General features: G+C 45.1%; 23 protein-coding genes. 20 read left to right on the top strand and 3 right to left on the bottom strand.

What is annotated here, in order from left to right:
- Window position 1 precedes the first annotated feature (1 nt).
- The 18 genes from OC193_RS09290 (at window position 2) to OC193_RS09205 (ending at window position 13,496) form a co-directional block, all read left to right on the top strand.
- Entirely contained in the window at window positions 2-478 is a 477-nt protein-coding gene (locus tag OC193_RS09290; RefSeq protein ID WP_048666417.1) for a hypothetical protein, read from the top strand.
- On the top strand, window positions 426-1,019 hold the full coding sequence (locus OC193_RS09285; RefSeq protein WP_048666416.1) for a phage baseplate assembly protein V: 594 nt from the start codon (window positions 426-428) through the stop codon (window positions 1,017-1,019). The genes OC193_RS09290 and OC193_RS09285 overlap by 53 nt, the downstream gene beginning before the upstream one ends.
- Entirely contained in the window at window positions 1,016-1,348 is a 333-nt protein-coding gene (locus OC193_RS09280; protein ID WP_048666415.1) for a phage baseplate protein, read from the top strand. Before OC193_RS09285 ends, OC193_RS09280 begins: the two co-directional genes overlap by 4 nt.
- Window positions 1,345-2,325 carry a baseplate J/gp47 family protein gene (locus OC193_RS09275; RefSeq protein ID WP_048666414.1) on the top strand — a complete coding sequence of 327 codons (981 nt, stop codon included), beginning with the start codon at window positions 1,345-1,347 and terminating at the stop codon, window positions 2,323-2,325. The genes OC193_RS09280 and OC193_RS09275 overlap by 4 nt, the downstream gene beginning before the upstream one ends.
- Entirely contained in the window at window positions 2,309-2,959 is a 651-nt protein-coding gene (locus tag OC193_RS09270) for a phage tail protein I (RefSeq protein WP_048666413.1), read from the top strand. Before OC193_RS09275 ends, OC193_RS09270 begins: the two co-directional genes overlap by 17 nt.
- A complete protein-coding gene (locus tag OC193_RS09265; RefSeq protein ID WP_048666412.1) occupies window positions 2,956-3,492 on the top strand; it encodes a phage tail-collar fiber domain-containing protein in 537 nt (178 codons plus the stop codon). Before OC193_RS09270 ends, OC193_RS09265 begins: the two co-directional genes overlap by 4 nt.
- Complete coding sequence (locus OC193_RS09260) at window positions 3,492-4,286, top strand: hypothetical protein (protein ID WP_048666411.1); 795 nt, start codon at window positions 3,492-3,494, stop codon at window positions 4,284-4,286. Before OC193_RS09265 ends, OC193_RS09260 begins: the two co-directional genes overlap by 1 nt.
- Window positions 4,287-4,293: 7 nt before the next feature.
- On the top strand, window positions 4,294-4,623 hold the full coding sequence (locus OC193_RS09255; protein ID WP_048666461.1) for a tail fiber assembly protein: 330 nt from the start codon (window positions 4,294-4,296) through the stop codon (window positions 4,621-4,623).
- 85 nt (window positions 4,624-4,708) lie between these two features.
- Complete coding sequence (locus OC193_RS09250; protein ID WP_048666410.1) at window positions 4,709-4,906, top strand: hypothetical protein; 198 nt, start codon at window positions 4,709-4,711, stop codon at window positions 4,904-4,906.
- Entirely contained in the window at window positions 4,906-6,075 is a 1,170-nt protein-coding gene (locus tag OC193_RS09245) for a phage tail sheath protein (RefSeq protein ID WP_048666409.1), read from the top strand. The genes OC193_RS09250 and OC193_RS09245 overlap by 1 nt, the downstream gene beginning before the upstream one ends.
- Window positions 6,068-6,556, top strand: coding sequence for a phage major tail tube protein (locus tag OC193_RS09240; RefSeq protein ID WP_048666408.1), 489 nt, complete (start codon window positions 6,068-6,070; stop codon window positions 6,554-6,556). The genes OC193_RS09245 and OC193_RS09240 overlap by 8 nt, the downstream gene beginning before the upstream one ends.
- Before the next feature lie 374 nt (window positions 6,557-6,930).
- Window positions 6,931-7,494 carry a hypothetical protein gene (locus OC193_RS09235; RefSeq protein ID WP_048666407.1) on the top strand — a complete coding sequence of 188 codons (564 nt, stop codon included), beginning with the start codon at window positions 6,931-6,933 and terminating at the stop codon, window positions 7,492-7,494.
- A 112-nt stretch (window positions 7,495-7,606) separates the two neighbouring features.
- Window positions 7,607-10,348 (top strand): phage tail tape measure protein, encoded by a 2,742-nt coding sequence (locus OC193_RS09230; protein ID WP_048666406.1) that lies wholly within the window; start codon window positions 7,607-7,609, stop codon window positions 10,346-10,348.
- A 2-nt stretch (window positions 10,349-10,350) separates the two neighbouring features.
- Complete coding sequence (locus OC193_RS09225) at window positions 10,351-10,719, top strand: phage tail protein (protein WP_017101206.1); 369 nt, start codon at window positions 10,351-10,353, stop codon at window positions 10,717-10,719.
- Complete coding sequence (locus OC193_RS09220; RefSeq protein ID WP_048666405.1) at window positions 10,716-10,919, top strand: hypothetical protein; 204 nt, start codon at window positions 10,716-10,718, stop codon at window positions 10,917-10,919. The genes OC193_RS09225 and OC193_RS09220 overlap by 4 nt, the downstream gene beginning before the upstream one ends.
- Window positions 10,919-11,893 carry a hypothetical protein gene (locus OC193_RS09215; protein WP_048666404.1) on the top strand — a complete coding sequence of 325 codons (975 nt, stop codon included), beginning with the start codon at window positions 10,919-10,921 and terminating at the stop codon, window positions 11,891-11,893. Before OC193_RS09220 ends, OC193_RS09215 begins: the two co-directional genes overlap by 1 nt.
- A gap of 1 nt (window position 11,894) precedes the next feature.
- The gene (locus tag OC193_RS09210; protein ID WP_048666403.1) at window positions 11,895-13,130 is read left to right on the top strand and encodes a tyrosine-type recombinase/integrase; all 1,236 of its coding nucleotides are present in this window, start codon (window positions 11,895-11,897) and stop codon (window positions 13,128-13,130) included.
- A gap of 78 nt (window positions 13,131-13,208) precedes the next feature.
- On the top strand, window positions 13,209-13,496 hold the full coding sequence (locus OC193_RS09205; RefSeq protein ID WP_048666402.1) for a MarR family transcriptional regulator: 288 nt from the start codon (window positions 13,209-13,211) through the stop codon (window positions 13,494-13,496).
- Window positions 13,497-13,502: 6 nt separating this feature from the next.
- On the opposite strand, the gene OC193_RS09200 is transcribed toward OC193_RS09205, so the two are convergent.
- On the bottom strand, window positions 13,503-13,733 hold the full coding sequence (locus tag OC193_RS09200) for a hypothetical protein (protein WP_048666401.1): 231 nt from the start codon (window positions 13,731-13,733) through the stop codon (window positions 13,503-13,505).
- Window positions 13,734-14,109: 376 nt separating this feature from the next.
- Here OC193_RS09200 and OC193_RS09195 point away from each other — a divergent pair, with 376 nt between their 5' ends.
- Window positions 14,110-15,426, top strand: a complete 1,317-nt coding sequence (locus OC193_RS09195) for a hypothetical protein (protein ID WP_048666400.1) — start codon at window positions 14,110-14,112, stop codon at window positions 15,424-15,426.
- A 69-nt stretch (window positions 15,427-15,495) separates the two neighbouring features.
- Here the strand turns inward: OC193_RS09195 and OC193_RS26050 are convergent, their stop codons facing one another.
- Window positions 15,496-15,765 (bottom strand): phage antirepressor N-terminal domain-containing protein, encoded by a 270-nt coding sequence (locus OC193_RS26050; protein WP_080968107.1) that lies wholly within the window; start codon window positions 15,763-15,765, stop codon window positions 15,496-15,498.
- A gap of 203 nt (window positions 15,766-15,968) precedes the next feature.
- A complete protein-coding gene (locus OC193_RS09190) occupies window positions 15,969-16,556 on the bottom strand; it encodes a phage antirepressor N-terminal domain-containing protein (protein ID WP_053085072.1) in 588 nt (195 codons plus the stop codon).
- A 431-nt stretch (window positions 16,557-16,987) separates the two neighbouring features.
- Between OC193_RS09190 and OC193_RS09185 the strand changes: the two genes are divergently transcribed.
- Window positions 16,988-17,905, top strand: coding sequence for a hypothetical protein (locus OC193_RS09185; protein WP_048666399.1), 918 nt, complete (start codon window positions 16,988-16,990; stop codon window positions 17,903-17,905).
- Window positions 17,906-18,082 lie beyond the last annotated feature (177 nt).

The raw sequence follows: 18,082 nt of genomic DNA, 5'->3' as shown, positions 1-18,082 counted from the left end.
ATTGGTGGTCAATCACTTAGAGCAGCGGCTTACGCTTAAGGTCGATACTGTTTATCGACGCCAAGCGGTGGAGTTGGCCCACACCACCATCAGTTATCACATTGGTGAGGCCGAGCCGGTGAATGAATATGCCAACGACGGGCGTCACCTTCATGACATTGAATTGAGGTTCTTGGTTGAAGTACCTATATCCATGGATGGGTTTGATTTGGAAGCGTTGGACGCTTCAACGCGTGTAGAGCGAGAATTGTTGAATCAACAATTTGGTGCGTCGAGCGATTTAGACGGTGCGGTAGTGGTGTCTAATCTTCCTAGCAAATTTGATCCAAAAAATGGGGTGTTTGCACGAACCGTGACGATGAAGCAGCGTATTCGATTAGGCCCAGTAGAAGAGAGCTGGCATTACATTGATGGGGGTTCCCACCATGCTAACCAAGCTGATGAAACATGTGAGCGCATTAGAGAAGAAGGTTCTTGAATTACATGAAGAGTTAGAAGAGAACAATCGCGCTTCGGCCAATCTACTGCGCCTAGGTGTTGTTGTGAAAGCAGAGGCTAACACCGTCGATATTCAGACAGGGGATAATCTTGTAAAGAGGATCCCTTTTTTTGTGCTTGCGGCAGGAAGGGTCAGCCATTATCGGCGCCCTTCAGTTAACGAGCAGTGTTTGCTGATGAATTTGGGAAGCGGTGACAACTTAAACAATGCCGTGGCGTTAATGGGATTACCTTCTACTCACTTTCAAAGCCCAACAGTCAAAGAGAACGAGGTGATGACCGATTACGGTAACGGCATGTCAGAGCTTTATAACCTCGATGACGGCTCTCTTATTTGCCGGTATCCAGGGGGCATGAAGATCTATGGTGATACTTGGCAAGATGGGGATTATCAAGCAACGGGAGAGGTCACCGATCATACTCGTTCGATGCAAGCTGACCGAGAGATTTATAACGAACATGAGCATCCAGGCATACTTCCTGGTCCTGCGAAAACCAAGCCAACGGAGCAACAACAATGATTGGTATTGATCCCAAAACAGGACAAACCGTAACCGGTGCCAGCGCCTTGAGCTGTCGTTTTGCAAAGGTACTAACGACAGAAGTCAGTTCACGAGTAAAACGTCGAGGTGTTGGCAATCGAGCGGTTTCGCGTTTGGGAAAGCAGCAGACACCCACCGAAGCCATGATAGTTCAAAATCTAACGTTAGAGGCTTTATCCAATCCATTGAATGGGTTAACGGACTATCAAGGCATTCAGTGCCAAGCCCTCCCACACTTGAATGGATTCAGAGTGAAAGTCTCGGGAACATGGCGCGGTGAACCTCTGCAATTGAGTGGGGCATTATGAGCGATAAACCTCAAGCTTTCATTGAGCCAAACTTTGAATCTTTGCTGAATGAATACATCAATTTTGCGGTGGAATATTGCGTTCAGCGAGATGAAGATAAAGCGAAACAATTACGCGAGGCCTTTAATAATCAAGGTGAGCTGCTCGCTCAGGTGACACAAGCGTTTGTCTTAAAACGAACCGCTGAAATACGAGAGCAGAATCATCAAGCTTTGCAGATGTTTCGTAAGTACGTAACCGATACCGAAATGGTGGATCTGTTGGCGTTGCAATACAGTTTAAAGCGTCAGGTCATAGAAGCCGGTGATGATACTGTTTTTCCCGCAAAGCCTGTAGTCATGGAGTCTAATGAAAGCCTGCTTCAACGTTTTGATTTAGCGCCTTTCCAGTTTCATACCACGGGCACTCGGCTTGGTTATCGTTTTCATGCTATGACTTTAGAAGAGCGGCCAACCATTACGGTGAATTCTGAAAAAGATGCTCTGGTAATGCGTTATGAGTTTCCTGAAACCTCCTTACCTAATCCTATCAAAGATGCGCAAGCTAGGATGCTAGAACCTAATTCAGGCAAAGTTTGTGTGGCGTTATTAAGCCGCACATCACCCAATGGTGTTCCAAGTGCGGCCTTGCTTGAAAGAGCAAGGCAATACTTAAACCGCGATGACATCGCGCAAGAGTCGGATGAGGTCACGGTAAAAGCGGCAACGCCTAAACCTTATCAAATTGAAGTGACGCTTTTTACAGGAGCGGATCCCAACAATGAGGTCGAAAAGGCGTCGGCGGTCGTTGTGGCTTGGCAGTTTGCCGAAAAAGCACAAAGGCTTGGCGGCATTATTGACCGGGAAGAAGTGGGCCATATCTTTTATGAGCTGGGTGCGAAACGGGCCAAGGTTCAAGCACCGGCAGTGGATGTGGTGTGCGCTTGGGATGAAGCGCCACATTGTACGGAGGTGATGGTGAATGTCCGATCTGAATAAGGCGTTTATATCGGTCCAGCCCAATAATGCTTCTCTTATTGAAGAGGCTTTAGAGTTTGCCTGGACTGAGCTGATTCAATCCAATTTTTGTCCGTACCCTAACCTCAAACAACCCTTATTGACGGAGAAAACCTTTGTGGCTTTGCTTGCGGGTGAGCGAGGTGTAACGGATTGGCAGCCAAAAGACACGCTAGAAAGTCAACGTAAAACGGTGGATAAGGCGTTTGATATTCATCGAAAAGCAGGAACGCGATTTGGTTTGTCTATTGCATTGGATGCGATTGATTGTGATGTGGAAGTGACACCTTGGCATCAAATGCAACCAAGACACGCGCCGTATCATATTGAATGTATCGCATGGCAACGGAACCAGCCGCTTGATAAGGCGGCGACAACCCGAGTCTTAAGTCGTATTGAGAGCACTAAGTCTGAGCGAGACACGGTTGATTTCATTATGGCCCTTGGCGTTGAATTTGGGTTTGAATTTTCAGCGGTGAAGCAAAATAGCGTCATTGCGAAAGACGATCACTGCAGCGGTAACATTAAAGCCTCATCAGGCTTTGCTCCTCTGTATTGGTGCGCAGCCACACGCCTAATTTTTACAACTGATTTTGAATTTGGAGCAGTAGCATGAGTTATGTCGTGCAATACACCGATGCGGGGCTCGCTGAGCTTATTAGCGCTCGTCACCAAGGGCTAAAAGGGGCAATTAAATACATTGCCGTTGGTGATCGTAGTTATACACCGACGACAGATCAGAAGGCGTTGAAAAACGAACTTCAACGCGAAGTCATTTTAGATTGGGAGGAGCTCAGCCCAACACAATTGAGAATGGGCGCCGTATTCAAAGGCAACCAAGAATATGAGGTTCGTGAAGTGGGGTTCTTTTTAGAATCCGGTACTTTGTTGGCGGTGTATTCAGCCCCGAATACATTACTGACATACAAATCGGCGAATTCGAGTTGGTTACAGAAATTCACACTGGATGTGTCGCCACTGCCGAGCAGCAGCGTGACAATCGAGGTCGGGACCGAGAATGTGAATTTACTGATGTCTGAAGAGGTGCTGACCACTGCTATCACAACGATCTCTTTGGGAACAACACAAATTAAAATAGCTCATCAGCATTTGTTGCTTAGTGAGCGGCTAAGAACGGAGCTAGGTTAATGAGTATCGAACAAAAGATTACAGATTTACAGCGAACTTCGGCAGAGCAGACAGCAGCTTCACAAGCGTTGTCGCAAGAAGTTGCAGGAAAAATGGGGGAGATTGATCAAAAAGTGGTTGAAGCCAAAGATAGCTTTGATCGTTGGCGTGATGACGTTCAAGCAAAAGATATCAATGGTCAAAGTGTCTATAAGTCGGTGATTGATTTAACGGGGTTGAGTACCGACCATTTTTATCCAGTCTGGTGGAGAATGCCAGATAATGAAGAGGGGTGCTCACGAATCACTATTTCAAGAGGGTCTTCGGAAGACCGAAATCTGGCTCCTTTCGGGCAAGGGGCTTTTATTGCAGGGTTAAATCTGCAAATAGAAGGTGTGGGATCTTTCTGGAGTGGGGATGCAAATTACCTGACCATCAAACGATTTTCTCAAACCTACCGAAAAACTGTCCGAGCAGTTCAGTTTGGTATGAAATGTATTGCTCGCCCCATTAGCAATGTTAAGCCTTTATATGCAGGGTATGAATCCGGGCAGGTCGTAGCCCATTCTTGGCGAAGTGGGTGCTACCTCAGAGGTGGGCTGACTTATCACGTAAGAAAAAGTTTCGATGGCCAGCTCTGGTATAGCCGAGAGGATGGGGAAGTGTCAGCAGGAATATTTTCACCTGCAAATTTTGAAATTGAATGGAAAGTTAAGGCGTATCATATCGATGATCCATTTCTTGGCTCTGACTATGAAGAGCATCGTCTAGCTTATACGTTAGATTACGATAAACGTTATGCAAGAAAAGACTGAGGGCGACATGAGTTACTATATCAAAGAGTTGGCTTATTCTAATGGAGAGACACTTTACAATGTGCCTGCAGAACTTGGAATTTTGATTGAAATGGGCTTTAGTGAAGATCGAGCTTCAGAGATTTGCCTAGAGGCTGAACATGAGGCTCTATGGGAACTTATTCGAGCAGAGCGTCATTCAAAGCTTATGGAGACGGATTTTACTCAAGTGGGTGATGCTCCAATTACAGATGAAAAGAAGCTTGCGTTTGCAGCGTACCGTCAAGCGCTTCGTGATTTACCTCAAAACTTTTCCAATCCAAATGACGTCATTTGGCCAGAAAAGCCAACCCAATAAACCGCTTCTAATAAGGCGGTTTTTTTGTACCTAGACAAAGCCCTTTGCAGCAATGTGAAGGGCTTTTTTATTGGAGCGTTTCTCTGTGCAGAAATCAAAAGTAAAAACATTGGAATACCCGATCATCAAAGAGTTTCGATTGAATGGTCGTTGGGTGTCTCCAAATGAAAAAACTATCCATCTTTTGCCTCAACAAACGGCCTTTCTTATCCAAAACGGGAAATTAGGGCCAGCGATTGAAGTCAAGGTGTCGTCTAAATTCACAGAAAAAGAGGGCAAGTAATGCTCACGCCAATCCAAGATTTTGAACTCAATGGGGTAGAAGTTAACACCATTGAGCCTCAACCAAGCATGGGACCACTTGCATTGCAGGTGGTTCATTTAATTGGTACCGCGCCAAATAAGAATACGGGCTTGAGTTATAACGAGCCAACGCGTTTATGGAATTACAGTCATGCGATGTTATCGCTTGATAGCGTTGGGACCAGGCAAGGCACATTGCCTAATGTGATTCGCTACTTACTTGAATACGTTAAGTGCATTGTGTACGTAACGATTGTGGAAGCCAATGCGGAAGTCTCAGTGACTGAAGCGAATATTATCGGCGGGGTAAACAGTTCTACAGGGGCGATCACCGGCCTTGAAACCGTTAAGGCGTGTGCAGAAACGCCAACCATCATCGCGGCGCCAGGCTTTAACTCGAAAGCCGTGGGTCAAAAGCTGGCGCTTATTGGTCGTGACGTTCGCTGTCGTCCGGTTCTTGATGGCCCAAATACGAATGATATGGAAGCTGCAGAGTTCGCCGCTGAATTTGGATCGGAAGGGACAGGACAAGATAAGTTGTCGATTATCGACCCATGGTTTTTGAAAACCTATGATGGCGTGCAATCTCTTATGCCTGCTTCTATTGCTTTGGTGGCAGCGATGGCCTCAGTTGAAGGCTGGGAGAGTCCGCAAAATCGAGGGGTGCTTTGTGATGAAACTGCTCGTAATGTTTCATACAAAATCAACGATAAAACCACTCAAGCCAATTTCCTGAATAAGCATGGTGTGGTGACGATTGCTCGCACAAGAATGGGGGGAATGTCTATCATTGGCAACCGCTCTAATACCGGGCGCTTTCTCTCTTATGTCGGTTTGGAAGATTTGATGGCGCGTAAGCTGGAAGAAACCAGCCAACCGCTGATGGGTAAGCAGCTTACCGAAGAGTTCATGGATCAAGTTGTTGACCGTTTAACGAACTGGGGCCAAAACTTGGTGGCTCAGGGCGTTATCCCAGTATTTAAAGCATTCCTGCACCCAAGCAAAAACAACCTAGAGAATTATACCTCTGGGCGTTGGTACTTGTGTGTTAACTATGGTCGCTATGCTCCAAATGAGCACATGGTCTATGAAATGAGTGTAGACAACGGCCTTATCGAAGCGTGGCTAGAGGAGGTCATCAATGGCTGATCGTATTCGCATGCGGCTCTCGGCGCAGATTGAATCTGTGCCACTGATGAACGAAATCGTGGAGTTCATTCCGGTTGATATTAAAACCAAGACGGTGTCAAACGAGGGCTCGTTTGTCGAGTCTGAAGATGTCGTGGGCTTTGAGCCGCTTAAGTGGACGCTTAAAGTACGTGGTGATCACCAAAAAATCCAAAATGCCCTTGGCCGCTTCTTTATGGATAACGCTCAAATTAACGTGACGGAAAAAGGAAAAGACACCGATCAGGCGAAGTACCAAGAGGTTTACTCGATGTACGGGCCAATCACCAACATCAAAAAAGATGCAGTGAAGATGGGAGAAAAGCCAACCGTAACCATTGAAGGTACCTGTAAAGCATACAAACTCACCGATACGGGTACTGTCATTCACGACATTAATGTCGATACGGGTAAGACCGTCGTTGGCGGTGTGGATTTGATGGGGACGGCGGGTATTAGTTAGGAGAGGTGTTGATACACCTCGACCAGTGGCATGGGAAATGGTCGTTTGTTTTGCTCGACAGCTTTGAGTTTGTTAATGCGAATAACTATTGGTTATCTTTGCGCAAAAGAGTTTATTCCCAAGCTATCGTAAAGCCACCCACATCCCAGTCGTACGGGAGCGTGTAACCGGAATCTACCAATGATGAGATGATGGGTTTTATGACGGTTTCTACGACAGGCTCTTCACCAGCTCAATGGTTAAGGGCTCAGCAAGCGAAAGAGATCGTTCGAGAAGTGAGCGATATGCAGATCTGCACATCGCCTTCTCACTAACCTTACCCAATCAAAACCTAAGCCACCCAAATCGGGTGGCTTTTTTTATGGGAAAAATTCATGAAAAATCAAAGCAAATTGACTTTTTTCTCGCGTGAAAGCGTGACCCTTAAAACGATCCCTGTTGCGCAGTTCCGTAAGCTGCCGCACATCGAAGCCGAACAAGAACTCACGGCTAAACAGCTCTTCGAACAACGTAAAGCCGTGATTATGGCGTGCAGTGATGTGACCAAAGACGAGTTCGAAACCTTAGCGGTGCCTGACTTCAATCAGCTCTATGACGACATCTGTGATTTGATTCTAAAACCATCAGATGAACTGCAGGGTGAACAGCTTAATGGTAAGTCGGTAGAGTTTGCCTTGCTGCATCCTTTCGAAAATGAAGTAGGTGACAAGATTAATAAGGTGAAGTTTGCCATTCCTAAAGTCGCGCATTCCGAAGCGTTGGCGGACATTACCGAAGAGCGAGCGCGTGAAGATTTCATGTTTGAGGTGATCACGGGCTTGCAAAGGTCCGATCTTGATTTTCTCTCAATCAATGATTATCTGGCGCTAAAACCGCAGGTGGGCGCTTTTTTTCAACAATCGGCGGCGTACTTTCGCCCGATGACGTTGAGAGCCTAATCGACCTCGTTCCAATGCACCGAAATACATCGGAGTCTGAACTAAGGCGATGGCCACAAGATGTCGCGGTGCGTCGTTATGAGCTTATTCTCGCCAAACTTGGGGTGAAATAATGTCCGAGAAAATTAACCTCGTTCTGAATACCACCGTCAATGGTCTTGAGGACATTGTTTCAACGACCACAGCCACAGAGCGGTTAACCGCGGCACTTGAAAGCCAGCGTGGAGAGGTGATCTCACTTAATGGCAAGCTCAAACAATTAAATGGTTTTGAGTCTGCCAGCAAGCGAGCCGCTAAGTTAGCCGGTCAGCTTGATGATGCTAAAGCAAAGGTGACTCGCCTTAGTCAAGAACTGGAAGACAACAAACAGCGAACTTCGGGTCTTCGGGTTGAATACAGTAAGACACAAGCGGAGATAAAAGGCCTCAATTCTCAATTGAAAAAGACCTCGGGCGAAGGGGCCATTGATTTAAAGAATCGGTTATACGAAGCGCAAAAACGGCTAGATTCGTTTAACGATGAGATTCACCAGGGCAAGGTGAAAACCAATGAGTTGAATGCGGCCTATAAAGCGGCAGGTAAACGGGTTACCCAGCTAACTGATAGCCAAAACAAGCAGCGCGATAAACTCAGAGGGCTGGGCGCCGCGTTAAAAGAGTCTGGGATCAATACTGGCCGTATGAGTGATGAGCAAAGAAAGCTCGAAGCTCAGGCAGAAAAGGCCACAGCGGCAATCGCCAAACAAAACCGTCACTTGAAAGAGATGAAATCAATTCAATCACGAATTGATACTCGCGATGCAAAATTGAGTGAGATTGGCGGTCAAGCGACGTCGCTTACCATGGCTGCTGCACCAATAGCAGCGACGGTGTGGTCGGCAGTAAAGAACGAAAGCTCGTTTGCTGATGTGAAAAAGGTGGTCGATATGACCCCTGAAGAAGCAGATGCCATGCGTAATTGGTCGCTAAGAACCTCTACTGAAACACCGATGAGCGCCAATGACATCAACGCCATGTTGGCAGCTGGTGGGCAAAGCGGCATCAAAGACAAAGCCGAGTTAAAACAGTTCGTGCTCGATTCTGCACAAATGGGTGTCGCTTTCGATATGGAAGCAGGCCAAGCGGGTGAAACCCTCGCGGTATTTAAAGCCGCATTAGGGTTAGATCAAAATGGTGCGATGGGCCTTGCTGGCCTTGCCAACCATTTATCGAACAACTCGAATGCGAAAGCTAACGACATTGCAGGCGTAATGGCTAGGCAAGGCGCGTCTGCCAAAATGGCGGGGTTCTCCGCTAATGAAGCCGCGGCGCTTTCGGCGTCGATGCTGTCTGCAGGTATGGGGGAAGAACGCTCTGCAACCGCACTTAAGAATATTTCAGGTCGCCTCACTCTTGGCGGCGCAGCAACCAAAGCGCAGCAAACCGCGTTATCAACCGTAGGTTTCGATTCAGTAGAACTCGCCACATCAATGCAAAACGATGCTTCGGGGACGTTATTGCAAGTGCTTGAAGCCATAAGAGATGCGCCATTAGAAGAGCAAAGTGCATTAATCACTCAAATCTTTGGTGAAGAAGCGAAAGGGGCTGTGGCTTCACTGGCGGGTAACACGGATCTATTTCGTAAAACGCTCAAGTTAGCTAAGCAAGGGCAAGACGTACATATTCAGTCATTACAAAACGAATATGAGGCGCGAATAAACACCAGTGAAAACGGCATTTCTCAGTTCATCAACAAGGTGAACCGTTTAAGCGTGATCGTTGGTACCGCTCTTTTACCTGCGCTCAATTGGGTACTTGAGCCATTAGGTGATGGCATCAATCTATTGGCGGATTTTGCCGAAGCTAACCAGGGCGTTACGGCTGCGGTTGGAATTGGTGTTGCTGGCTTATTGGCGTTTAAAGGCGCGATGTTAGCAGGCAAAGCCGCCTCCCTTATCTTTGGTAATACCCTCGATAAAGGGCGCTTGTTTCGAAAGGGCTTAAATCGAGAAACCCAACAAAGTGGCCGAGCAGCGGCTTTTGCAACGAAACAACTTAGCCGGCTAAACCGAGCCATGATGAGCATGGGCTCTGGTCGTGGCGGGAGAGGAAGTGGCGGTGGTTTGGGTGCCAGTGGTCGTCGGTCAAAAAGCCGAATCCCTCCACGTAAGTTACGTTCACGAAACCCGCTTGCTCGAGCTTACAACATGGCGAGCACAATGATGACGGCCAACCGGGGCGCTTTGCCATTATCGTTAGGCGGTGGCGCATTAGCGATGATGCCAAGCGTTGCGATGGCGCAAGATGGCATTGCGCTCGCCGGTGATGTGGCTCAAGGTGCGGGTAAAGCAGGCTTAGGCAAATTACTTAGGCCGCTTGATATGGCGATCAGTGCCGGCAATATCGCAACGGCCGTCACCGAAGGCGACACCAAAACCGCCTTGGCCGAAGGTGGTGGGCTACTTGGCAGCATAGGAGGGGCCAGTCTTGGCGCGACTATCGGAACAATGGTCTTCCCTGGTGTCGGTACTGTGATAGGCGGTTTAGCCGGTTCGTTATTAGGCGATCTTGGTGGTGAGTTTTTAGGGGGATGGTTTGGCGATAAGCTGGATTCGCCCGACGATAAACTCATGGCTTCGGAAACGGTATCTGAAAAGTTAGTCGAGAAAGAAAAAAACGAATCTCTCATCCGTCAAACCCCCAATGTCATCTTTAAAACTGATGTCGCTATTCAGGCCGCACCAGGTATGGATGAACAGAAAATTGCAGCCCAGGTTACCGCTCAAATTGACCAGCAAATGAAGTCCCAATATGACTCTTTAACGGGGCTTACCATCGACGATTCCATTAACGTGTCAGCCATTGATAGAGGATAACCATGCATCATTTAGTGATTGGGGAGTTCGTGTTTTCGGTTGGAGATAAAACGCCCATAACGAAGTTTGATAGAACAACGGCAGGCGCTTACTCCGAAGTCGGCCTCATTGATAATGCGCGTTCAGAGCGAACGGGCAGACCACTTGAGACGATAGATGTTACAGCAAAGTGGCTTCAATACAGCGCCGCTAAGTCCGTGGACGTGATTCGTGCCTTGATTGATGAGCCTCAACAAGTGAGTGACGGTCAAGGTTTTAACCTGGGCCGTTGGACGATCAAACAGATTAAAGAGGGGCGCAGTGAGCTTATTCATGATGGGCGCGCCATGGTGACGGATATGTCTTTGCAGCTCTTGGAGTACCGTGGATGAAAATATTTGCGCGTAAAGGGGAATTAATCACTGATTTACTCTTTAAACAAACAGGTCAAGACAGCGATCAGTTAGAGATCGCGTTTTATCGCCTTAATCCGCATGTCCGTGGTGATGCCTTCACTGCAGATACCCATGTCCATATTCCTGAAATATCTACGGTGAAACCCACTCAATCTGTTACGAGGTCTTGGGACTAATGTTCAAACTAGTCGGCAAAAATAGCGAACTGTTATTGGCTCGCCTTAAATCGTGGCGTCTATCTGATGGCAACGGGATTGAGGGGGATAGCCTTTCTTTAACGATCAACTCTGATGACATTGACGGCATTCCCCCGAAGGGAGAAAAGTACTCAGTCTATTTGGGTGAAGTGCTGCGTGATGAATTTCAAATATCGAAACGTTCCATCAGCTTACATCCCCGAGAAGTGACTTTGGTGTTGTCTGTCGCCCCTTTCAGTATTAAAGATGAAACCGGTTATCGAGAGCGTAAATCGATGAGCTGGGACAAGACAACACTGGCTCAAGTTGTTGCGGATAATGTGACCCCTCATGGCTTTCAAACTTTTGTGCATCCGAGATTACAAAAAATTGAAATCGCGCATGTCGATCGCACTGATGAAAGTGCGCCTTCGTTTTTGTACCGGCTGGCTAAGCAATATGATGCTGTCGCTAAACCTATCGATGGTCGCTTTATTTTTGCTCCCAAGGGGGAAGCCAGAAGCGCCAGTGGCAAAGACATTGAAACCATCACGTTATCGCAGGCCAGTGGTAATCAGCCACAACTTCCGAATTTCATCAACGTGAGTATCGACCTCGATGGACGAACGGATGTCGCCGGTGTTAAGGCATTTTATCTTTCGACTGAGGACGGCACTCGACAGGAAGTGAGAAAAGGTAAGGCGCCATTTAAATCGATAGGTAAAGACAGAAACAGTCAACAAGAAGCAGAGCAGGCATGCGCGAGCGAACTCAGACGAATGCAGCGAGAGGGACGAAAGCTCAGTATCGAAGCGCCGCCGAACCCAGCGGTATTTGCGGAGGGGCTATTGATTCTCGATAGCTCTTTCCCTGGTGCATTCCAAGGAACGTGCTCAATAGACAGCGTTTCGTTTTCAGGCCAAGGCTTACAACCAAGGCGCATGAGTATTAAAGCCACCTTAACGGGAGAATAAAATGATTAAGTTGAATGCCGGTGTTCATCATGCCGCTACTGTTCGCTGTAAGATTTCCGAAGCGCAAATTAGAAAGTACTCGAAAGACCCAAGAGTGACGCAGTTGAAAGATGAGCGTTATTCGCTTTACTTGCGTTTTCGTAAGAATCGAGATCAGGGTTCGTGGGTTTATATGGAATATAAAGACGGTGCTCAGAGGCCTCATACGCTAGGGAAGTACCCGAACCTTTCAGCCACTCATGTGTTTGATGTACTCAATTATTACGTCTTAGATCTCGCTCAGGGCAAAAGAGCGATATTTAATGAGTTTGAAACTGTTGATGAGTTGTTGGTTTGGCATCTAGACAGAGAGAACCGGTCACAGCACTTATCTGCAGAGCGGATCATCTCGCTCAAATGTATGGTTGACCTTCACCTCGTGCCCAGACTGCATGGGGAAAGAATTGCTGAGCTGACTCATCGGAAAATTGAGAAGTTGTTGATGAAACCGCTAAGGGAGAACAACTACTCAATCAGTTATATTCGATCTATCTTTCAGGCTTTAAAGGTTGCCTTCAAAAAGGCGAAGAAGTTAAAGATGATAGGGCATAACCCATTAACCGATATGGTGTTTACAGATTTCATCACGGCCAAAATTGAAGCAAAGGGATGCAGCCTTAAACCAGGCGATGTTCAAGAGTTATTGGAAGGGCTTTGCACATCAGAGCCTTTTGCCCGAGTTCTAGGTCTACTGATGCTTAGCCATGGTTCACGTATTGGTGAAACGCGTAAGGCCAAATGGTGCAACGTCTGTTTCAAAACTAAGCGATGGAAAATCCCTAAGTATGATACGAAGACAAAACGAGAGGTTATTTACCCATTAACAGACGAGATGGTCGAACTGTTAAAGGCGTTTAAAGCATGGCAGTTAGCTAACTATTACAAGGGTAACCATGTCTTTCCACAAACCAAACAAGATAAAGCACCAATATCTCGCGTCAGCGCTACGGAGTTAGTTAAAACGGTATCAAAGGGTAAATGGTGTGCTCATGACCTAAGGAAGCTAGCGAGAACTATCTGGGCTGATATAGGTATAGATTACCTAGTTGGTGAAACGCTGCTCAACCATGCCAAAGGAAAACTAGATCAGGCATACATCCATACTCACATTGAACTGCAAAAACTTGCAGCATTAAGATCTTATCATCAATGGCTAAAAAATTGCTGGCGGTCATGTTATTTGCCTACATTTGAATAATTTTGTAATGGCAAAAAGATCACCTAGATCAATCATTAATAGACTATTTAAATATGAATAGCAGGGGACAGTATTAGTATGGGTGATTTTGAGGAAAAGTGTGAGGTTAGTCACGCTTTAGTGGCGGCTGCGCGACATGCCCCACATCAGGTGAAATGGGTGAAGTTAAGCAAGACACAATTAAAGGTGTTGGATTCGATAAAACAGCATGAAGAAGTGACAGCGCAACTTATTGCTAAGCGATGTGATTTGTCACCAAGTTGGGCCAGTTCTTTACTGAGAGCATTACTTGAAAGAAGATACCTAAAAAGAACTAACGTCATCCCCCCGGAGGGGGGAATGACGTTTATTTATAGTAAAAATTAAAATTTGTTATTTTCGAGAGTTATGTTGACCCATAAAGTTTCTTTTTTGAGTTGGCCTTGGCGGACGTTTGTACCAGACTTTATTCTTAAGACTTGGTGATAATGAAGCAGGAGCACAAACTTCAGAAAGAATTTCATTTGCGCTATCCCAACTAAGTTTAATACCTGTCTGCTTGAGATGAAGCTCTATGAAGTCTGATGTTTGAAACTCAAAATTGTCTATGTTGCTTAAGTTCATAATATTTCTCTGTCTAAAGGTAATGCCGCTCCTTTTTACATGACAACTATATCCAAACAGAAAAGCTTAGTACATACTTTTTTATCTATCTAATTGTTTTATAACAATATTACACAGTGCTGTTACGATCTAGGTTCTTTGGGGCCGCTTTTATTCTCAAACGAGTCCACACCGCGCGAAATGAAAATTTTTCGGGTTGTATGGTCACCACCAGCCCTAAGATTTTTACAATCTGGCTGGAAGAACCAAGACTGAGCGTGATGCGTAACGCCAGTGAATTCGATCAATGCCTAATATTTGTCTGGTTGATTTTATAAAAATTGCAATTCCATCTCACATATGAAACAAATTGGAATATTTGGTTTGGAGGTCATAAATGGATCGAGCATATAATGAGACATCAGACAATATTGAATACGCTTTTATGCTCAAAGAGTTTCCAAAAGCATATATTGAAAAATCAAAGTACTTTTGTCCCAATCCACTTTGTCGATACGTAGCCATTCCTTGTTCATATAAAGAGCATAATGTTTATCAGCCATATTATAAGTATCTCGATGGACATAGCATGGGGTGCTGCTTCTCACCTGAATTTGGAGGTAGAGAAGCTATTGACGCTAAAGGCAGAAAGCATTGGGTTTTGCCTAAAGTCGTTGAGATCACGTTACCAAAAGATGACAGTGAACTAAAAAGAAACGGTGGACCCGGTTCCGGCAATACATTAACAAATACAGAAAATGGTAATTCGACTGGCAAGAAGGGCAACGGTAAGGGGCAGGGTAAGCTTTCAAGTAGTGTCGCAGCGGCAACAATTTTTTATATGCAAGATGTTGAGAATAACGCCTTGGAGCCATTGACGTTACCTGATGTCAAAGGTAAATATCGTTCTGTGTTTCAACAGATTTTTAATTGGAGCAATATAGAGTCTTACAAGCCGGGTCACATTTTTTACGCAGACCTTAGGTATACCTCTGAATTATTCACCTCTAAGGACGTCATTTCTATAACTCTAAATGTGAAAGAACCTCAAAGTTCAAAATGGTTTGAGTTAAAGCTATGTTGTAGCGAGTGGTCTAATCGTGAACGTAATGCAATCGTAGATGAACTGAAAAGAGCTCAGAGATTTGCGGCGCTGGCACAGAAAAAAAACGAAGTAGCTTCAGTTTACTTTATTGGTAAACAAAATGAGTCTGAGAAGCATATTTTTGAATGCGATTATGCCCAGTTCCTATATGTGTTTACGGGAGAGCGAGTAAAATTAGAAAACAATTATTGGGGCTTTAACAGAAAAGCGGAGGTAACTGTTCCGCCAGTCGAAAATTCATCACGCGTCCAACCTAACATACCTTTCGTCGAAGAAATTGAAGAAAACCTACCTCCACTAAACGAATATTTAGGGGACCCTATAGAAATCCAGCAGCTTAAACTGGATGATAACCATGAAGCGTCAACCTCTGATAATAGTTCCAATATTCAGTCTCATGAAGTCATTGATGGTTTGAACTCACAAACCTCAACAGAACCCCAAATAACTGTGGATGTCGACAAAGCAACACAAAAAACGGTGACTGTTGATGTTAAGCCAGAGTCAAGCGCCAAACTTGATAAGCATCCAATAAAGCCCGTGGTTGAGAAGCCCTCAATTTTTAAACAAGTATTTAATAAAGTGGCTAGCTTTTTTGTCGATCAATGAGCACAAAGTAAGCTGTCATTTAAAGATGCCCAACTTATTCCTACTTGGGTAAAGATTGATGACGCCCGCCTAGATGTTGCGAGGCGAGTTATGCAAGTTTTTGATTTGTATAGAGTAGAAGAGTTTTCGAAGCGGGATGCAGAGTAAATCGCGGTTTTTAGGATCTTGAGCAACTGTTGCTATAACAGCAACACTCCATCTCTCTTTATTACTACTAAGTTTGCGGGGTTGGTAACTCCAATCTAAACCCATACCTTCAACAATTGGCTTCATTGGTATGTGGGCCTCGCTATCTTGGCTGATAACGATTAGGTTTGAATCGTGGAAAGGTACATTGATTTGGCATAATAGCCTCCTGTTGAAGCAATGAGGACTTCACCACTCACAACGAGACCAACCATTGGGTGGTGAACTGAGTGAGATTGGTCTTGCCGCCCAACAGGATACGGTGCGCCGAAGCGCTCTCACCCAGCTCACCATAATTTGGATGTGCTGAACCGCACGCATAAAAAATAATAATCGGCGCCTTTATCTATTTCAACTCACCAGCTCTTTCCTTTCACCACTAGCAGCTCCGCCAATCTAGAATTCGCCGTCTCAGCAATTTTCGCGTAATCCTCAATAGAAAAGTAACCAGGCTCACGTAGCAATTCTGGAAGTCTTGAACGCTCAAACACCATGACATCATTACCAACCGGAACAGTGCCGATCACGCGGCCATTTTCTAATGTCATTAAAAGTTTGGTGGTAACACAGGGTGGAGTTGAGGTAGGGAGCTGATTGGTTTCGTTGTTCCAGTATCGCCAAAGAACATCGTCACATTCATTTTGGTATTGGATCACTTTGTCGCGGATTTCTTCACGGATTCGATTAGGTTGAAGAGTTTGGAGCCAGCCAAAAAGTTTTCGAAGTGGGATGCAGGTCGTTTCTCGATTTTTGTTATCAGAAGCAACCGTGGTCATCATGACCATACTCCAGCGATCTGAGTTTCCGGCGAGCTTTCGATATTGTGTTTTCCAATTCAATCCAATGCCTTCGACGATGGGTTTCATTGGGATGTAAGGTTCGTTGTTGTGTCCAACAACTAATAGGTTAGAGCCGTGAAAGGGTACGTTGATAAGAGTAGACATGGTTAGTCTCCTGAGCAATGGACTTTATTTCGCCACTCAAAGGGACCAAGCTTTGGGTGGTGAACTGAATCGGGTTGGTCCTACCGCTTGCTCAGGAGCGCGGCCAGCATAAGCTGCCCAATCCAGCCCACCATAATTTGGATGTACTGAATCGCACGTATAAAAAAACCAGCGAAAGCTGGCGAATATACGCCTGAACAATGAGATTTAACTCTAAACAGGGGACCAATCCCGTCACTGGATTTTGCCAGTGAAATTTAATTATGAGGCTAGGAACGCATTAAATCAAGAGATTGAGCTTAAAGAACAAGTTTAAGGCCATCTCAAATTGTGATCGACACAGTCTTTTAAAATTATATAAATGTATGAAACTAGATGTATTCATTTCGTTTTGGTTATATATGCATGTAGATGATTTTTAGGGGCTGTGTATGAGATATGTGGAATTTGAACCTGATGGTTCAGTAGTTGATACCGAAACTTTCGAGAAAGATATCGATAAGTATCAAGGCTTGATTAGATGCTTAGAGTGCAAAAAGAAAGCTTGGCACACCAAATCTTATACAGTTCGAGAGGTAACTCGCGCTGCCTGCTTTAATGCACATCATCTAAAAGGGTGTGAGAAGGCAACATCGATGTTAGTTGCTGAAGATATGGAAAATGAAGCTCACGACGATGATCTGGAAAAAAGCAATACCGATATACATGTAAACCTTGATAAAACTAAACATGACTCTATTGAAGTATCAACGCCAGCGGACAAGCATCAAGATGAGGAACATAATTGGACCCCGTCTCCACAAGCCGTAAAAGCAGGAGGTAAGAATAGTGATTTTCCGGATAGTAAATCTTTACGTCAGATATTAAGTTATTTGGTTAAAAACCCAGAATATGGTGAAGGTAAAACTATTAAGATTACCGCCGACTCAGGGCGGGAGCTTCTCAATGGTATGCTTAGGGACAACTTAGTTGAAGTCTCAAAAATTAAACAAGATGACTTTAGAACTCAGCAGATTTTTTGGGGAGAGATTAATAACTATAAAGAGAATAAAGATGGGACCCTATTTCTCAATTATGGGGGGCCTAAAGATCCATCTCTAATATTGCCAAAAGAGCTAAAAGAAGACGTTATGAGAGTTTATAGGCTGAATTCCTTAGAACGATTTAAGGGCTCTCACTTTATTATGTTCGGTGTCGCGGGAGAGAAGAAAAATGGTGGTGTATTGTTGCGATCGACTATGCCTAAGTATATGAACTTCATTAACTATCGCGAGAGGGCTAATACCAAAACCGACCCCGCTGTAGAAGAAACTTCTTCCCAAGAGAGTACAATCCTTGCTGAAACATGATTTAACCTAGAAAGAAATAAAGACATAGTTCTCATGTTTTGCTTTAAGTGCAGCATTGTTATTTCATGTTAATTCGCTACAATGCCCCGGTACTTATAAAGGCGCATCTGTATTTGTGCCTGAATTTGTACCAATTCTTACATATATCCCCATTAAGTTTTCTAACTTTTTGAATTG

The organism is Vibrio crassostreae, from assembly GCF_024347415.1.
GTDB lineage: Bacteria > Pseudomonadota > Gammaproteobacteria > Enterobacterales > Vibrionaceae > Vibrio > Vibrio crassostreae.
Note: the sequence above shows the minus strand (reverse complement) of the source record. Positions and strands in the feature narration are given on the sequence as shown.

What these genes read in the sequence shown, in the direction of transcription:
- OC193_RS09215 (WP_048666404.1), top strand. Translation starts at nt 10,919, where the DNA reads ATGTTCAAACTAGTCGGCAAAAATAGCGAACTGTTATTGGCTCGCCTT.
- OC193_RS09255 (WP_048666461.1), top strand. Translation starts at nt 4,294, where the DNA reads ATGAGTTACTATATCAAAGAGTTGGCTTATTCTAATGGAGAGACACTT.
- OC193_RS09245 (WP_048666409.1), top strand. Translation starts at nt 4,906, where the DNA reads ATGCTCACGCCAATCCAAGATTTTGAACTCAATGGGGTAGAAGTTAAC.
- OC193_RS09240 (WP_048666408.1), top strand. Translation starts at nt 6,068, where the DNA reads ATGGCTGATCGTATTCGCATGCGGCTCTCGGCGCAGATTGAATCTGTG.
- OC193_RS09205 (WP_048666402.1), top strand. Translation starts at nt 13,209, where the DNA reads ATGGGTGATTTTGAGGAAAAGTGTGAGGTTAGTCACGCTTTAGTGGCG.
- OC193_RS09260 (WP_048666411.1), top strand. Translation starts at nt 3,492, where the DNA reads ATGAGTATCGAACAAAAGATTACAGATTTACAGCGAACTTCGGCAGAG.
- OC193_RS09225 (WP_017101206.1), top strand. Translation starts at nt 10,351, where the DNA reads ATGCATCATTTAGTGATTGGGGAGTTCGTGTTTTCGGTTGGAGATAAA.
- OC193_RS09235 (WP_048666407.1), top strand. Translation starts at nt 6,931, where the DNA reads ATGAAAAATCAAAGCAAATTGACTTTTTTCTCGCGTGAAAGCGTGACC.
- OC193_RS09200 (WP_048666401.1), bottom strand. Translation starts at nt 13,733, where the DNA reads ATGAACTTAAGCAACATAGACAATTTTGAGTTTCAAACATCAGACTTC.
- OC193_RS09265 (WP_048666412.1), top strand. Translation starts at nt 2,956, where the DNA reads ATGAGTTATGTCGTGCAATACACCGATGCGGGGCTCGCTGAGCTTATT.
- OC193_RS09195 (WP_048666400.1), top strand. Translation starts at nt 14,110, where the DNA reads ATGGATCGAGCATATAATGAGACATCAGACAATATTGAATACGCTTTT.
- OC193_RS09285 (WP_048666416.1), top strand. Translation starts at nt 426, where the DNA reads ATGCTAACCAAGCTGATGAAACATGTGAGCGCATTAGAGAAGAAGGTT.
- OC193_RS09270 (WP_048666413.1), top strand. Translation starts at nt 2,309, where the DNA reads ATGTCCGATCTGAATAAGGCGTTTATATCGGTCCAGCCCAATAATGCT.
- OC193_RS09220 (WP_048666405.1), top strand. Translation starts at nt 10,716, where the DNA reads ATGAAAATATTTGCGCGTAAAGGGGAATTAATCACTGATTTACTCTTT.
- OC193_RS09210 (WP_048666403.1), top strand. Translation starts at nt 11,895, where the DNA reads ATGATTAAGTTGAATGCCGGTGTTCATCATGCCGCTACTGTTCGCTGT.
- OC193_RS09275 (WP_048666414.1), top strand. Translation starts at nt 1,345, where the DNA reads ATGAGCGATAAACCTCAAGCTTTCATTGAGCCAAACTTTGAATCTTTG.
- OC193_RS09185 (WP_048666399.1), top strand. Translation starts at nt 16,988, where the DNA reads ATGAGATATGTGGAATTTGAACCTGATGGTTCAGTAGTTGATACCGAA.
- OC193_RS09280 (WP_048666415.1), top strand. Translation starts at nt 1,016, where the DNA reads ATGATTGGTATTGATCCCAAAACAGGACAAACCGTAACCGGTGCCAGC.
- OC193_RS09230 (WP_048666406.1), top strand. Translation starts at nt 7,607, where the DNA reads ATGTCCGAGAAAATTAACCTCGTTCTGAATACCACCGTCAATGGTCTT.
- OC193_RS09190 (WP_053085072.1), bottom strand. Translation starts at nt 16,556, where the DNA reads ATGTCTACTCTTATCAACGTACCCTTTCACGGCTCTAACCTATTAGTT.